The sequence below is a fragment of the Erwinia sp. INIA01 genome (genome assembly GCF_025947915.1).
In the GTDB taxonomy this organism is placed as follows: Bacteria; Pseudomonadota; Gammaproteobacteria; order Enterobacterales; family Enterobacteriaceae; genus Erwinia; species Erwinia coffeiphila.
Map to the genome: position 1 here is coordinate 61,667 of NZ_JAPDNC010000004.1, position 14,632 is coordinate 76,298.

At 50.5% G+C, this 14,632-nt stretch carries 15 protein-coding genes; 8 read left to right on the forward strand and 7 right to left on the reverse strand.

The annotated features are described in order from the left end of the window. Nucleotides 1-6: 6 nt before the first annotated feature. Together OMR58_RS08330 and OMR58_RS08335 are read right to left on the reverse strand one after the other, a co-directional pair. The gene (locus OMR58_RS08330; RefSeq protein WP_200562822.1) at nucleotides 7-366 is read right to left on the reverse strand and encodes a diacylglycerol kinase; all 360 of its coding nucleotides are present in this window, start codon (nucleotides 364-366) and stop codon (nucleotides 7-9) included. Nucleotides 367-392: 26 nt separating this feature from the next. After that, nucleotides 393-1,517, reverse strand: coding sequence for an N-acetyltransferase (locus OMR58_RS08335; RefSeq protein WP_264545692.1), 1,125 nt, complete (start codon nucleotides 1,515-1,517; stop codon nucleotides 393-395). A 579-nt stretch (nucleotides 1,518-2,096) separates the two neighbouring features. On the opposite strand from OMR58_RS08335, the gene OMR58_RS08340 reads away from it, so the two are divergent. The 4 genes from OMR58_RS08340 to spt are packed head-to-tail and all read left to right on the forward strand — an operon-like array spanning nucleotide 2,097 to nucleotide 6,201. After that, the gene (locus OMR58_RS08340) at nucleotides 2,097-3,836 is read left to right on the forward strand and encodes a fatty acyl-AMP ligase (RefSeq protein ID WP_200562818.1); all 1,740 of its coding nucleotides are present in this window, start codon (nucleotides 2,097-2,099) and stop codon (nucleotides 3,834-3,836) included. After that, nucleotides 3,833-4,747 (forward strand): NAD-dependent epimerase/dehydratase family protein, encoded by a 915-nt coding sequence (locus tag OMR58_RS08345; protein ID WP_200562816.1) that lies wholly within the window; start codon nucleotides 3,833-3,835, stop codon nucleotides 4,745-4,747. Before OMR58_RS08340 ends, OMR58_RS08345 begins: the two co-directional genes overlap by 4 nt. 34 nt (nucleotides 4,748-4,781) lie before the next feature. Further along, on the forward strand, nucleotides 4,782-5,042 hold the full coding sequence (locus OMR58_RS08350; RefSeq protein WP_200562813.1) for an acyl carrier protein: 261 nt from the start codon (nucleotides 4,782-4,784) through the stop codon (nucleotides 5,040-5,042). After that, nucleotides 5,029-6,201 (forward strand): serine palmitoyltransferase, encoded by a 1,173-nt coding sequence (gene spt / locus OMR58_RS08355; protein WP_200562811.1) that lies wholly within the window; start codon nucleotides 5,029-5,031, stop codon nucleotides 6,199-6,201. The genes OMR58_RS08350 and spt overlap by 14 nt, the downstream gene beginning before the upstream one ends. Here spt and OMR58_RS08360 read toward each other — a convergent pair. Genes OMR58_RS08360 through OMR58_RS08370 form a run of 3 tightly spaced genes read right to left on the reverse strand, consistent with a single transcriptional unit; the run spans nucleotide 6,198 to nucleotide 9,024 of the window. Further along, entirely contained in the window at nucleotides 6,198-6,806 is a 609-nt protein-coding gene (locus tag OMR58_RS08360; protein ID WP_200562809.1) for a YtfJ family protein, read from the reverse strand. The two genes, spt and OMR58_RS08360, sit on opposite strands and share 4 nt — an antisense overlap. A gap of 48 nt (nucleotides 6,807-6,854) precedes the next feature. Then, nucleotides 6,855-7,688: a hypothetical protein gene (locus tag OMR58_RS08365; protein WP_264545693.1), complete on the reverse strand. Its 834-nt coding sequence runs from the start codon at nucleotides 7,686-7,688 to the stop codon at nucleotides 6,855-6,857. Next, nucleotides 7,678-9,024, reverse strand: coding sequence for a lipopolysaccharide biosynthesis protein (locus tag OMR58_RS08370; protein ID WP_264545694.1), 1,347 nt, complete (start codon nucleotides 9,022-9,024; stop codon nucleotides 7,678-7,680). Before OMR58_RS08370 ends, OMR58_RS08365 begins: the two co-directional genes overlap by 11 nt. A 473-nt stretch (nucleotides 9,025-9,497) precedes the next feature. On the opposite strand from OMR58_RS08370, the gene OMR58_RS08375 reads away from it, so the two are divergent. From OMR58_RS08375 to yobA, 4 genes are all read left to right on the forward strand, one after another. Continuing rightward, nucleotides 9,498-10,244: an SDR family oxidoreductase gene (locus OMR58_RS08375; protein ID WP_200562804.1), complete on the forward strand. Its 747-nt coding sequence runs from the start codon at nucleotides 9,498-9,500 to the stop codon at nucleotides 10,242-10,244. 210 nt (nucleotides 10,245-10,454) lie between these two features. Beyond that, entirely contained in the window at nucleotides 10,455-11,003 is a 549-nt protein-coding gene (locus tag OMR58_RS08380; RefSeq protein WP_234472031.1) for a DUF2946 domain-containing protein, read from the forward strand. Nucleotides 11,004-11,098: 95 nt separating this feature from the next. After that, nucleotides 11,099-12,487 carry a PepSY-associated TM helix domain-containing protein gene (locus tag OMR58_RS08385; protein ID WP_200562802.1) on the forward strand — a complete coding sequence of 463 codons (1,389 nt, stop codon included), beginning with the start codon at nucleotides 11,099-11,101 and terminating at the stop codon, nucleotides 12,485-12,487. A gap of 73 nt (nucleotides 12,488-12,560) precedes the next feature. Beyond that, a complete protein-coding gene (gene yobA / locus OMR58_RS08390; protein WP_105592743.1) occupies nucleotides 12,561-12,935 on the forward strand; it encodes a CopC domain-containing protein YobA in 375 nt (124 codons plus the stop codon). A gap of 93 nt (nucleotides 12,936-13,028) precedes the next feature. Here yobA and OMR58_RS08395 read toward each other — a convergent pair whose 3' ends face one another. Continuing rightward, nucleotides 13,029-13,946, reverse strand: coding sequence for a pyridoxal-phosphate dependent enzyme (locus tag OMR58_RS08395; RefSeq protein WP_264545695.1), 918 nt, complete (start codon nucleotides 13,944-13,946; stop codon nucleotides 13,029-13,031). Nucleotide 13,947: 1 nt separating this feature from the next. Continuing rightward, the gene (locus tag OMR58_RS08400) at nucleotides 13,948-14,613 is read right to left on the reverse strand and encodes an alanyl-tRNA editing protein (RefSeq protein WP_264545696.1); all 666 of its coding nucleotides are present in this window, start codon (nucleotides 14,611-14,613) and stop codon (nucleotides 13,948-13,950) included. Between the last annotated feature and the right edge of the window lie 19 nt (nucleotides 14,614-14,632).

A 14,632-nucleotide genomic window follows, 5' to 3' on the forward strand; every position in this document is an offset into this window, starting at 1 on the left:
TATCGGCTAAAGCAAAATCATTGCCCAGACGGTCACGGTCATCAGCATCGTGACAAGTTGTGCGGCACCGCCAATATCTTTTGCTCGTTTTGACAGTGGATGAATCTCCAGAGAAATCCGGTCGATGGCGCTTTCGATAGCCGTATTAAGGAGTTCTACGACCAGCAGGAGAAAGCAGCTGGAAACTAAAAACAGACGTTCAACGGCTGACACATCAACGCATAGCGCAATGACGAATAATAGTCCAGTAATAATAAACAGCTGCCTGAATGAATTTTCCGTTAACAGTGCGTTAGCAAGACCAGACAGCGAGTTTTTTATACTGTCGAACAGACGGCCGAATCCCTTTTTCTTTTCAAATAGCATCGCGATATTATTAACCCAAGAAGATATTAAAGTTGTTTTTCATATAACCGGTAACGCTTGTAAGGTATCGCACCAATTTTTTCCAAAATATTCCTCATCCCGGCGTTAGATTCTAAAATCCACGACATTTCTAACGCTTCGATGTTCCACTTACCAAATGCGGCATGCAGCGCCTCGATAAGTAGCAGGGCAATAACCGGCCCAATCCGGCTAAACTGGTGTTCGATTTTTACCCCCATCAACGGCACCCTGGCCGTACGCACCCCGCTGACCTTCAGCCGCCAAAGGAGTTTCGCCCAGCCAAGGGGGAATAATCGCCCGTTGAGATCGGCAATCGCTTCATTGATATTAGGCAGGCCGATAATGAACGCGACGGGTGCGGAATCTATCTCGGCGATAAAGATCATATCATCCGGCACCAGGAATTTTAGCTGGTCCCCCATAACGGCAAATTCGTGTTCGGTAAAGGGTACAAATCCCCAGTTTTTCTGCCATGCCGAGTTAAAAATCTGGCGCAGAACCTGCATTTCCTCGCTGAATTTCTTGCGATTAAGGCAGCGAATGCTGACTTTGCTGCGAGCGTGGTCCATAAGTTTAGCCAGTGATGGTGGGAACTGGAGTTCCGCCAGGCGCATCCAGTAGGCCAGCAGATCGATGCCCTGTGTATAACCCTGCTGCTCAACTCTGGCTGAATAATAAGGCATACCGTGCGTCATCATGGCGCTTGGCGGGGTGTCAAAGCCGTCAATCAGCAGGCCACTCTCCTGATTGATATTCAGACTGAAGGGGCCGGTGATTTTTCTGGCACCTTTTGAAGCCAGCCAGTTTTCCGCAGCCGAAAATAACAGTCTGAATACCTCTGGATCGTCGACGGCATCAATCATGCCGAAATGCCCGGTATCCGGTCCATAGAGCCCTCGGTGTAAGGAATCAACCTGGGCAGATATCCTGCCAACAATTTTCCCCTCTTTTTTTGCCAGCCATGTCTGCCATTCGATATGTTCATCTGCCGGATTTTTTTTCGAAAAGTGCTCTAACCGCTCTAAATTTAAAGGATTAATCCAGCCGGGATCGTGTTGAAAAAGATCGGAGGGAAACGTAATAAATGACTTAAGTTGGCGCTTATTGATAACTTTTTCGATGTGAATCATACATACCATTGAAACTGATAATTGACGAAAAAAACACACAACAACCTGTTAAGGATTGTATTAGCTACGGTTATTGTGCCCTTTATCCCTTTTCATTCTGCAATACTCGAAATGTATTAAATACTTATATAGAAAAGGAAAGCTTTGTTTTTTATCCTGTAATCTAAGCGAAGTAAATCATCAGAGCGTTAGGCATATTATGCTGTTAACAAACCATTCTAATAAACAATTACAGTTTCTTATTTGAAAAATATTTTCCCTAAAAGAAGTCAAAAAGCCTTTAACACTAAATGCTACATTCAAGCAAGCGCAGGAATTTTCGCTACAGGAGGGTTTAAAAATCACAGCCGCCGCAGTATTTTAATGCCGTGATAAAATTAAAAAACAATGTGTCATATTTTCCTCTCGGGCTGTCCGCACGCAGTATTTCCTATCATGCTGTGACTTATCAACACCTGTGTCACTAAAGGCAATTTTGTGAGACAAAAAATGTGCTTGTGTAAATAGTTACGCAAATAAAAACCTCCAAATAGTAATCATTTCTATTACTAGATAATTTAATCTATAAATGGGTTGTATATGCACGAAACACGATCTACGCATTCTCTTCCTATGCGCTACGCAGACTTTTCTTCTCTCGTTGAAGCTTTAGACTACGCAGCCCAGGGAAGTACCGGGATGAATTTCTACGATCGACGTAACCAACTCCTGGCCTCGCTGGAATATCGCGTACTACAGCAGCGAGCGGTGAGTGTGGCCCGTCGATTGTTATCAATGAACCTGAAAAAAGGGGATCGCGTCGCGCTGATTGCAGAAACCAGCGTCGGCTTCGTCGAAGCTTTTTTTGCCTGCCAGTATGCGGGCCTCGTTGCGGTTCCTTTGGCCATTCCTATGGGCGTTGGCCAGAGTGCATCCTACATCGACAAGCTACAGGGGCTGCTCAAGAGTTGCCAGCCGGCCGCAATTATCAGCAGTGATGAATGGTTACCGTTAGTCAAGCCCGTACATAACGAAGCCGCGCATATACGTATCCTCACTCACCGAGAAATCAATGAGCTGCCGGAGAAAGATATCCAGCTCAAGGTGCCTCTACCGGATGATATCGCCTATCTTCAATACACTTCCGGCAGCACGCGCTTTCCACGCGGAGTGATTATCACCCAGCGTTCGGCAATGGCGAATCTACAGGCCATTAGCCGTTATGGTATTAAGCTGCAGGCCGGTGACCGCTGCGTTTCCTGGCTGCCTTTCTATCACGACATGGGGCTGGTTGGTTTTCTCCTTACGCCAGTGGCAACCCAGCTCTCCGTTGACTATCTGCGTACGCAGGATTTTGCGATGCGCCCGATGCAATGGCTAAAACTCATCAGCAAAAATCGCGGCACCGTTTCCGTTGCCCCTCCTTTTGGCTATGAGATATGCCTGAGGCGCTGTAGTGATAAAGAGATTGCTGATTTGGATCTGTCCAGCTGGCGTGTGGCCGGGGTCGGTGCCGAGCCGATTTCTGGCGAGCTGCTACAGCGTTTTGCCGAGTGCTTCAGCAAAATTAACTTTGATAGCAAGGCGCTGATGCCCTGTTATGGCCTGGCTGAAAATACGCTGGCGGTTAGTTTCTTCGATAACGTTGCCGCTCGGATGGTCGATACGGTCGATCGTGATATTCTGGAATATCATGGCAAAGCCGTTGAGCCAACCCGGAACACGCGCGCCAGAGTAACTTTCGTTAACTGCGGGCGGGCGCTTCCGGGGCATCGAGTTGAAATTCGTAATGAGTCAGGGAAAATCTTAGCCGACCGTGAAATCGGTCATATCTGGATTTCAGGTCCCAGTCTGATGAGTGGCTATTTCAGAGATAACGCTTCTCGCTCGAAAATCGAGTCCCTCGGCAGAATGGATACCGGCGATCTAGGCTACCTGCTGGACGGGGAGCTGTATGTTACCGGTCGGAAAAAAGATCTTATTATCATACGCGGCCGTAATATCTGGCCGCAGGATATTGAATACGTTGCCGAATCGGTACCGGAAGTTCGTACCGGCGATGCCATTGCCTTCGTGACGTCAAACGAGCGTGATGAGGCAGGGAAAATTATTTTGCAGATACAGTGTCGTGTGAATTCCGAAGAGCGCCGGGATCAGATTATTCATATGCTGACGTCTCGTATTCAAAGCGAGTTTGGCGTAACAGTAGAAGTTAAACTTTTGCCTCCGCATAGTATCCCCCGCACATCTTCAGGAAAACCGGCGCGGGCCGAAGCTAAGAAGCGCTATCTCAGTGAGGCGATGAGCTCGCCCTTGCAGCTGGCAGGCTATGCACAATGAACAGAACGGTAGCCGTTACGGGCGTAACGGGGTTTATCGGCAAGCATATTGTCGAGAAACTACTTTCACGAGGCTTCGTTGTCAGAGCATTAACCCGGCAGGATAGTACCCTTACGGCAGATAATTTGATCTGGGTGTGCGGTGACCTGGACGATCGGGTAGCATTGGCTGAACTGGTCCGGGGAGCAGAATGCGTTATCCACTGCGCGGGCCAGGTCAGAGGCAGTCAGGAAGACGTTTTTACCCACTGTAACGTATCCGGCAGTCTGCGTCTGATGCAGGCTGTGCAGGCAGGCGGTCACTGTCAGCGCTTCCTGTTTATTTCTTCGCTGGCCGCGCGGTATCCGCAGCTTTCGTGGTATGCAAATTCAAAGTTTATTGCCGAGCAGAAGCTAACCGCCATGGCATCTGATATTTCTCTCGGTATTTTCCGCCCCACGGCGGTCTATGGGCCGGGTGATAAAGAACTGAAGCCGGTATTTAACTGGCTCCTGCGCGGTATTCTTCCCCGCCTCGGCTACGCTGAATCCCTCCTGTCGTTTCTTCACGTCAGCGATTTAGCAGAAGCCGTCTATCAGTGGGTTATCACGGAAACATCTGAGACAACCCCCTTCGAGCTTTGTGACGGAGATGTAGAGGGATACAGCTGGAAACGTCTGCAGGAGATCGGTTCCCGTATACGTGGTAATCCGGTGCATTTAATCGGCGTTCCCCTTCCACTGTTAAAACTGGCCGCCGACGTCAGTATGCTATCGCATCGTATAATGCGAAAAGAACCGATGTTAACCCGCAGCAAAATCCGGGAATTAACCCACAACGACTGGTCAGCAAGCAATTCCCATATATCAAAATATATTAACTGGCGTCCTGAGGTTAGCGTAGAGCGTGCGCTGCGCGAAAGACTCTTTTAATTTCCCCAGACTATAGGTATTAAAAATCATTTCTATGTGCAACCGTGAATTACTAATGGACTATATCCTGGAATGCATCCAGGAGATGGCAAAAAAAGATGTTGAAATTAAGAAAGAAAGCGATCTGATCAACGACCTTGGCCTTGAATCCGTTCAGGTGATGAATTTGTTAATGATGCTTGAAGATAAACTCGATATTTCAATACCCATGAATATTTTATTGAACGTCAGAACGCCTGAGCAACTACTTGAAACCTTATTCTCATATCTGGAGAGCACTAATGGGTCTGTATGATAAATTCACCCGCCTCGCTAACCAGCGAGAGCAGTTTCAGACATCCGGCCTTAATCCCTTCGGTACCTGCATTGATGAAGTCTATTCTGCTACAGAAGGCCGAATCGGCGAGCGAAATATTGTCCTGGCAGGAACTAACAACTACCTCGGCTTAACCTTTAATGCGGAAGCCATTGCGGTTGGCCAGGCGGCACTGGCTAATCAGGGAACGGGCACCACCGGTTCACGTATGGCGAACGGCAGCTACGGTTCTCATCTGGCGCTGGAACACGAGCTGGCGACTTTTTTTGACCGGCCTACCGCGATTGTTTTCTCTACCGGCTATACCGCGAATTTGGGCGTTATCAGTACACTGGCCGACCCGAATGCTGTCGTGCTAATCGATGAAGACTGCCACGCCAGCATCTATGATGCCTGCGTTCTGGGCGGCGCGCAGATAATCCGTTTCCGACATAATGATGCCAGGGATCTGGAACGAAGAATGGTTCGGCTGAAAGAGCGGGCGAAAGACGCAATTATCATCGTCGAAGGGATTTACAGCATGCTGGGGGATGTTGCCCCGCTGGTTGAAATTGTCGAGATTAAAAAACGCTTCGGAGGTTATCTGCTGGTCGACGAGGCACACTCGTTCGGCGTTATGGGTGCTACCGGCCGAGGCCTGGCTCAGGAGCTGGGGGTTGAACAAGACGTAGATATTGTGCTGGGTACCTTCAGTAAAAGCCTGGCGTCAATCGGTGGATTTGCCGTCGGTTCTGCAGCAATGGAAGTTCTGCGGTACAGCAGCCGTCCTTACATTTTCACCGCGTCGCCATCACCCTCATGTATTGCTTCAGTTCGGGCATCGCTGCAAATTATCGCCCAACAACCTGAGTTACGTGAAAAACTGTGGGCTAACGCCGCCAGACTTTACCAGGGCCTTGAAAAAATCGGCTACACCCTCGGTGCACATATCAGTCCGGTAGTTCCGGTCGTGATTGGGTCGAAAGAAGAAGGCCTGCGTTACTGGCGGGAACTGATTGACAGGGGTGTTTACGTTAATCTCGTTCTGCCACCGGCAGCACCATCCGGCATTACGCTACTCCGATGCAGCGTTAATGCCGCACACAGCGAAGAGCAAATCGATAAAATTATTCAGGCCTTTACCGCGCTACAGCGTTAAGGGGAAACTGCCGCAGAGGATGGGGCACCGCTATGGCGATCGGGTTTGCCCGTATCGAGTAAATGCTGTATCAGGCTAATTACCTGAAGCACTTCACCTGGCGTCAGCGCCCCATCTTTTGCCCACTGAACCCGCCCTTCACGATCGAGAACCACTATCGTAGAACTGTCCTCTTTCAACTGCCAGACCTTGCGCCCCAGGCCATCACTATCGATGATAAACTGGGCCCAGGGATAATGGCGTTGATTTTTCTCCACTTTACCGACCACAAATAAGCCTGTACCGGGAAACTCATCATCCGTGTTCACAATCGTTGTCGGCTGGAATTGGTCACTCGGGAAGTTTGCCGCTTTAATCGCTTTTATCAGGATGGAGTTTTTCTTTTTTGCTGAACGACGCCCGGCAATGTAGTGCACTACCCGAACTTTCCCCTGCAATTTTGAACTGTTCCATTTTTTATAGCTGATTTCATTACCGTTAAGGACTAATTCGCCGCGATCGGCTATTCCAACCGGGGCAACATGTTGCCCCTTGATGAAGTTATGTGAAAATGCCAGCGTCGGAAACAAAATAAGCAATAACAGTGTCGAAATACGTAGCACCATAGACTTTCCTTATCAACGAATTATCAACGTAAACATTCCCTCTGAGGTTTATAAAGGATAACGCGTAACAAACATTTCAATAGGTTGACGAATATTATTAGCCATCTGGCTGGATTCACTGTAGGACTTTTTACCTGATAATTTATCGGCAACCATCTCGTCATGACGGTCACCCATTAATCCATTAATATTGGATAAAAATCCGGAAAGCTGACATGCATCTAAATTACCCGGGTCCAGCGACCTCATCGTGTCATAGTAAGATACCTGCTGGCTGACAATTTTACGGACATCATGGAACTCATCTCCCGTCAGTTTAGGATTAGCTATCGCCTCTTGCAGTTTACGTATCTGCTGCTGCCTGTACTGTATAAAACCTTGATCATCATCCAGGACCGTATGGCGCAGGCAGTAGCGAACGACGGACCAGACCGGCGCACTTAAAATCACATTCAACAATCGCCCGTAAATCTTGATGTTTTTTTCATTGTGATTGCGAAAGGCATCCTGGAAATGCCCCAGAAAAACCGTAGTCTGACGGAAAATAAAGTTGGATTCATGTTTTTTACTGTAAAGTCGCTGGGCAAACCGTAAATGTTTATAGCGTGCGCGAATATATTTATACTGAAGCCGTTCTTTTTCACTCAGAACGTTTCCCTGTAATACATGATTAATTAAATCCAGCAAATCCTCACGTTTGAATCCATCTTCCCAGAATTGTAAACACAAGGCGTAATAATGACGGATATCATCCGTTGAGCATCGTAACTCAATAAACGTCGGTAAACTGGCTGACTCGACAAGCTTGTCATCTTCTTCTACAGCCGTGAAGAGTCGTTCAATTGTTTCAGGGGAAAACTTTTCCCATTTTTTACTGCTCATTTTTACTCGCCCCAACAGAAGTATTAACAGAAAGAGAACGGCGATGACGATAAGCCCATAGCGTAGGGATTAGAGAGAACAGGACGTCAAAACACTGCCCGCCAAAATACGCATAGGCTGCGCCGATCACACCAAAGAAATGCGGTAATACAAGTAACAATACGATGTATGACGCGGAAGCAAATGTTTGCATAACCAGATAGGTCCGCTGTTTTCCCGCCATCAACAATAATGACTCCTGCGGAAAACCCATCATGGAGATCACAACGGCCCCCAGCATCACCTGTATAAGGTCATATGCTTCAAGATACTTTAGCCCAAAAACAAAGGAGATTAATGGCTTACCCACGACAACCACCAGCAACGCGACCAGTATTCCTATGGCCCCCGCCAGCAGTGCTGACCGTAGCCCAAGCACCCAGGGCCTTTTACTGGCAGGGTCAAGACGCATGATCTCCGGATAAAAACTTTTCGCCAACAGGCTTGCTGGCGTTCCCGTGGCATCAAAAACGGTCATGGCGATCTTAAATAGCCCCGCTGCCACCGGCCCCAGAATAATACCCACCAGGACCGTGCTGCATGAATTGCGCGCAGACCAAATAGAGTGCGAAAGATTGGTCGTCCACACAAAGTTCCATGCACCCGATAATCTCCGCGCCGGTTCAATAAAACCGGGGCGCAGAGCTTTATGAAAGTTTTTCCTGCGGAGTTCGCGCGCGGAAAACCACCAGAATAACAGGCTGGCGAACAGATTCGAGACAAACCAGGTGACAATAAATCCGGCAAAACCGAGCTGGAAGAAATAAGAAATGACACTGCCAATAGCAATCATTAATGGTTTGATTGCCTGCTGAACGGCAATCAGGTCGAAACGGTCCAACGTTCGCAGAATTCCCGTTGGCGTTGATGAGGCCATAAAAGGAATCAGCGTGCAGTATAATAGTGCCAGTTTAAAGTTTTCCGCATCCAGTCCAATAACGTCGGACAGCCAGGGCAACAATATCATTCCGGCCAGCATTGCCAGCGCGCCGCTGACAATATCCAGCCCAAATGAAAATGCAATCACATCGCGAAAGCGTTGTATATTTTTACTGACTAACGCTGGCATACCAAACTGAACGATGAATTGCCAGGTCTGAAACTTGGCAAAATCACTGACGGCTTTGGTATAGGACTGAATAACAATCAGTACGCCAAACATCTCAGGCGACATGCCTCTGCCGGCACATGAAAGCGCCAGCAGCCCCAGCAACGCACTAACAACGTTTCCGGAACCTAAATAAGCACTATTGCGGATAATGGTGCGGAAAGCACCATCAGAAAACCATTTTTTCATGGAAAAACCAGATCATAGACAGCTTATAGATCAGAGCAGGTTATCAATCATTTAGCCGATATCACTCCGCCTGACAGGTATAAAAAACAACGACCCTGGATAAGCCAATTTATGATTATTGATATAAAAAAATCACCTACTCTGCTTTCTTATTCTTTCAAGAAAACGGCGATGACTGTCTGTTCAAGCGAGGAAACAGGATAAACGATATTGCTCACCGGCTAAAGGCTTTTACCCTAAAACCGCATTAGTAATCAAAAAATGTATTATTGGCAAAGTCAGGCTGTGGGTTCGGGAAATATTTTAAATTATCACGCGATCAATATTACAAAAATAAATAAAAGTTAATTAACATCTGACTGGCTGGATTTTTTAGCTGACGCATTTTGAGCACTGTTGGGAAAACGGCCTCCGTTCACTTGTGTCAACTTACGTGTAAATGAAATAATTTATGATAAATCAGAGAGGAAGAAATGCTGAAAGGCAAACGAGCAGTGATTACCGGAGGCGGCCGTGACTTTGGTCAGGCCATTGCCGTCTGGTTGGCCAGAGAAGGAGTCGAAGTTGATCTTTGCGCGCGCAAAATTACCGATGCAAAAGCTACCTGCGACATTATTCACTCAGAAGGTGGAATGGCACGCGGTTATGAGTGCAATATGGCTCAGCCGGACTCGATTAGCCGGTTCTCTACGGCGCTTTTACATCCGCAAAAAGCCATCGATATTCTTATCCTCAGTGCTGCGCAATGGCTGGAAGGAGAACTGGATGAGCAAACGCCTGCTGAGATCATCAGCACAATCAACTCCGGATTAACCGGCCCTGTTCTGTTAACTCAGGCGCTTTTACCAGGCTTACGTCTGTCATCGGGTGCAGATATCGTGACTATCGTCTCATCCTGCGGCATTCCACAGTTTACGGACTCAGTTGCACATCCCGCATTTTTCGCCAGCAAGCATGGAATAAGCGGTTTCAGTCAGAAACTCGCCGGTCAGATGGCAAAGGAGAACATCCGTCTCACTGCGCTGTATCCACCGGATTTTGAAATCACCAGTTTGCAGGCATCGACCACGGGGAATGAGCGAATGGGAGAAAACCTGCTTAACGGCCAATCGCTGTGGGAAACGATCCGTTTTGTGCTGACCCAGCCGCGGAGCTGCCATATCAGCACGATCTATTTTCAGGGACCGACTCGGCAGGCGTTAAGCCGTTCTACTCCGTAAAAATAATTGACCCGCAATGTTAACGAAATGTTTAAATAAAGCCGAGTTACCGCGTAATTTTTTGCACTATATGGCAAAGCAAATAAAAAATAATTTTTTCCTTGATTTAGATTTCATATTTGCCAGAAAAGCCGTTAAAATTTCCACCATTATGAATAATGCTATCGGACTTTCGCTTTGGTTTCTCTGTTAGGCCTTTCGCAACGCCGCATGCCAGCCTTTATTGCCGTACTGGCAATACTGATGCTGTTTATTGCTCCAGAGGTGTCGAAAACTCTGGCGCAATGGCGTGCAGCAAACGCGATAATGGCTCAGGGAGAACAGGCTGACTCAGGACCTGACGATTCAATGCAGGCTGACGGCATGTCTGATGGCGCGCTCCCTGACCATTCAATACCGGTACGAGATACCCAACATGCCGTAGCGCACGACGCTTCCATGCCCATGCACCATATGGCTTCCGGCATGGCCCATCATACAATGCCCGCCGTAAACACCGAAGGCAGCGCGAAAAAATCCCCATCGATGTCGGACCATAATAGCTCGCAGCCCGTAACAGGCGGAATGGCGACGATGGACGATCTCGCCTGCGGCTACTGCGAACTGCTGGTACACTTCCCGTTTATGATCTGGGTGCTTATCCCTCTGATCTGGCTTTTATGTACTTCAACGCGCGCACCGCCGGTACGCCTTGTTGTCTCATTTTTCGCGACATTCCTGCCTGGCTGCTGCCTTCCCCGAGCTCCGCCTGCCCACTAATCACGCCGTTATTCCACTATAAAATTAAAATTCCTGATTAATTTTCAGGAAAAGAAACCTGCATTTTAAATTATGTGCTCTGCACAGGATTACCCATGTCGCAAATTAAAAATAACGATAAAAAAACACGCGGAGCCGTGCTGGAGTTTTTCCGCCGTCTGCATTTTTATATCGGTTTGTTTGTTGGGCCATTTATTTTTGTCGCCGCCTTAACCGGCACGCTTTATGTGTTCAGCACGCAAATAGAGAGCCGACTTTATGCCCATGAGCTGACCACGCAGCCGGCTGGCGAAGCACATTCACTGGCCGATCAAATCTCAGCCGCGCGGGCTTACGCCGGGGAAGATACGCGAATTTATGCCGTACGCCCTGCTCCGGGCCGCACTGATACTACCCGCGTACAGTTTGTTGATCCGGTGCTGGGGTCCTCAGAATCACGGGCCGTTTTCGTTGACCCCTATTCGCTTGAAATCCGCGGCGATCTCACCGTCTATGGCAGCAGCGGATCGCTACCGCTGAGAAAATGGATCGATCAGGTTCATCGTGGGCTGCTGCTGGGCGATACCGGCCGCCTCTACAGCGAGCTGGCGGCCTCCTGGATGTGGGTGGCTGCCGTGGGTGGCGTGGTGCTGTGGTGGCTGGGTCGCCCGAAACGTCGTCTGAAAAAAGCACAGGGGCGCATGGCCGCCAGCCGCCGGTTGCACATTACCCTTGGCCTGTTTCTGCTGGCCGGTCTGCTGATGTTCTCCGCAACGGGCCTGACGTGGTCGCAGTGGGCCGGCGGCAATATTGATAAAATGCGCAGCGCCTTCAACTGGCTGACTCCACAGGTCAGAACCACGCTGGATACACATGCGGTTTCCCCTGCCCCTGCCGATCCGCACGCTGAACATCATATGTCGATGGCCGGTATGGTCATGCCTTCCGCTGAGGACAATACCTGGCAGCAGGTGCTGGCCAGCGCCCGCCGGGCAGGGATTGATGCACCGAAAGTCGAAATTCGCGGCCCGAAAAGCGAGGGCAAAGCCTGGACGGTGGCCGAAGCCCAGGCGCGCTGGCCTTCGCAGGTGGATGTCGTCGCCATCGATCCACGCGATATGCGCATTGTCGATCGCGTCTACTTCGACCAGTACCCGCTCGCCGCCAAACTGACCCGCTGGGGAATCGATTTCCATATGGGACTGTTATTCGGTCTGGCCAATCAGCTGCTGCTGACTGCCTTCGGCATCGGCGTTTGCGTGATGATTGTGCTGGGATACCGCATGTGGTGGCTACGCCGCCCGACGGCCCCCGCAGACAACGTTGCCAGTTCGCTACTCCATACCTGGCTGCGGCTACCGATGCGCTGGCGGATTGGCTCTCTGCTGGTCACCTCGGCTCTGGGTTGGTGTTTACCGGTAATGGGAGCCAGTCTGCTGGCCTTCCTGTTGATTGATGTCGCGCGCTGGCAGCAGCAGAAACGCCAGGTGTCGCAGTTCGCCTGAGTCAACGGCGATAAATGTATTCATGCTGTCGGCCATCGTCCGGCAGCCGTTTGTCACGCAAGGAGAAGTTCAGATGGTATTACGTATGAAGAAAGCCCTCACCGCCGCTGCTGTGCTGGCTGCAACACTGGTGTCTCAGCAGGCTCTGGCCCACGCTCATCTTGCCAGCGCGTCACCGGCCAGCAAGGCCGAAGTCAGCGGTTCACCAAAAGAGCTGACCCTGACCTTTACCGAAGGCGTTGAGGCCAGCTTCAGCGGTGCGGCAATCACCGATGCTGCCGGCAAAGCGGTGGACACCGCGAAGGCAACCGTCGACAGCGCGGATAATAAAGTCCTGCATATTCCGCTGTCATCAGAGCTGAAAGCCGGTGAGTACATGGTTGACTGGCACGTCCTTTCCGTCGACGGCCATAAGACCAAAGGGATGTATAACTTCACCGTGAAGTAATGCAGAATCCGGGCATCGGCGCGGCTGATGCCCGGCAAGAAAGCTAAGCTAAGCGACCCGCCGACGGCCGCTCACGACCGTCCGTTTGCTTCGCTACGCGCCGCCGTGCAGGCTGAAAAGCTGTTCGGCGGACATCGTTGCCCCGCCGCAGACGATCACCAGCGGATTGCGAAAGGCTTTCAGAACGGCTTTTTGCTCATAAATGCACGCCAGGCTTGCGCCACATGCCGGTTCCGTCACTACGCGATGATCGTCGATAAACCGACGACAGGCACGCACCGCCTCTTCATCAGTCACCACCTCACTGATAACGGGATGCAGCCCTACCAGCCTGACTGCCTGCTCACAGACCTTTTTCGCTCCCAGACTGCTGGCAACGGTGTTGATGTGTTCCAGTTCAACCGGTTGACCGGCCTCAACGGCGGCACGAAACGAGGCGGCACCTTCCGTTTCTACTGCAATTACCGGGATATCGTATAGCCCGTTACGCTGCAGCCCTTCAATCACGCCGGACAACAACCCGCCGCCACCGACGGAAAGTACGACCGCATCGGGCCGTACGTTGCTGGCGACCACTTCATCTATCATCGAGGCGTGTCCCTGCCACAGCAGCGGATCGTCAAAGGGGTGCAGAAATGCGTCCGATTCCCCTTTCAGGGTGAGCGCATAGCGGTTGGCCTCCAGCCATGAAGCACCGTGGACGATGACGTCAGCCTGTTCAAGATGCAGCAATTCCTTCGCGCGCGCTGAGGTTGTTTCCGGAACCACCACCGTCACCGGTACGCCCAGCGTTCTGCCAGCCCAGGCAACGGCCAGCCCTGCGTTACCGCCAGACGAGGAAATAAAGCGCCGGGCCCCCTGCTCGTAATATGTTCGACAGGCCAGCCCGATTCCGCGAATTTTAAATGAACCACAGGGCTGGAGCGCATCCATTTTCAGCCAGACGTTACTGCCGCTCAGCTGGCTGAGTGCCCGTGAGTTCAGCAGTGGAGTATTCAGATGTAGTTGCATATCAGGCTGCCTGATTGAGGGTTAACGGTCGCAGATCGGCCAGTGAGTAAGAAACGGAAAGCTGCCCTTTGCGGAACTTCACGCTGCTAATCAACACCTGCCCAATCCGATCGGTACTGATGACGTGCGTACCACCACAGCTGTAAAACGGCAGTTCACCCCAGGTGATGCGACGTATGCCCTCAGGCATAGTCTGCTGACGCGGCAGAGCCTGGTTCACCAGTTTATTGACTTTATCACAGAGTAATTCAGCATCGGGGAGGGCCTGCCCCGCGACTGCGGCTTCAAATACCACCCGGCCCTCACCGGGACGATGGTTGCCCTTGATCGCCTGCCAGCCCAGATCCTCGCCCACGGCGGCAATCAAATGCCCGGCGGAGTGCATACGGGTATGCAACTGCCGACACTCTTCATCCACCGCCATGGCGCACTCGCCCACAGGGAGTGCGCTGTCGGTAATATGCACTATTTCATCCTTCTCCTGAAACACGCCCAGCACGCTGGCATCACCAATCAGCCCGATGTCATAAGGCTGCCCGCCGCCCTGCGGATGGAACAGCGTTTCTGACAGAACAGTATGGAACCGGCCGTCTTCCGCCAGAGTGGATGATAGAACGGTCGCTGCGGCACGGAGGCTATCGCTTGAAAGATACAGTTTGCTGGTCATCGGCCCTCACCGGCGTTGA

Coding starts and splice junctions, on each gene's coding strand:
- OMR58_RS08330 (WP_200562822.1), bottom strand. CDS start 366: ATGCTATTTGAAAAGAAAAAGGGATTCGGCCGTCTGTTCGACAGTATA.
- OMR58_RS08335 (WP_264545692.1), bottom strand. CDS start 1,517: ATGATTCACATCGAAAAAGTTATCAATAAGCGCCAACTTAAGTCATTT.
- OMR58_RS08340 (WP_200562818.1), top strand. CDS start 2,097: ATGCACGAAACACGATCTACGCATTCTCTTCCTATGCGCTACGCAGAC.
- OMR58_RS08345 (WP_200562816.1), top strand. CDS start 3,833: ATGAACAGAACGGTAGCCGTTACGGGCGTAACGGGGTTTATCGGCAAG.
- OMR58_RS08350 (WP_200562813.1), top strand. CDS start 4,782: ATGTGCAACCGTGAATTACTAATGGACTATATCCTGGAATGCATCCAG.
- spt (WP_200562811.1), top strand. CDS start 5,029: ATGGGTCTGTATGATAAATTCACCCGCCTCGCTAACCAGCGAGAGCAG.
- OMR58_RS08360 (WP_200562809.1), bottom strand. CDS start 6,806: ATGGTGCTACGTATTTCGACACTGTTATTGCTTATTTTGTTTCCGACG.
- OMR58_RS08365 (WP_264545693.1), bottom strand. CDS start 7,688: ATGAGCAGTAAAAAATGGGAAAAGTTTTCCCCTGAAACAATTGAACGA.
- OMR58_RS08370 (WP_264545694.1), bottom strand. CDS start 9,024: ATGAAAAAATGGTTTTCTGATGGTGCTTTCCGCACCATTATCCGCAAT.
- OMR58_RS08375 (WP_200562804.1), top strand. CDS start 9,498: ATGCTGAAAGGCAAACGAGCAGTGATTACCGGAGGCGGCCGTGACTTT.
- OMR58_RS08380 (WP_234472031.1), top strand. CDS start 10,455: ATGCCAGCCTTTATTGCCGTACTGGCAATACTGATGCTGTTTATTGCT.
- OMR58_RS08385 (WP_200562802.1), top strand. CDS start 11,099: ATGTCGCAAATTAAAAATAACGATAAAAAAACACGCGGAGCCGTGCTG.
- yobA (WP_105592743.1), top strand. CDS start 12,561: ATGGTATTACGTATGAAGAAAGCCCTCACCGCCGCTGCTGTGCTGGCT.
- OMR58_RS08395 (WP_264545695.1), bottom strand. CDS start 13,946: ATGCAACTACATCTGAATACTCCACTGCTGAACTCACGGGCACTCAGC.
- OMR58_RS08400 (WP_264545696.1), bottom strand. CDS start 14,613: ATGACCAGCAAACTGTATCTTTCAAGCGATAGCCTCCGTGCCGCAGCG.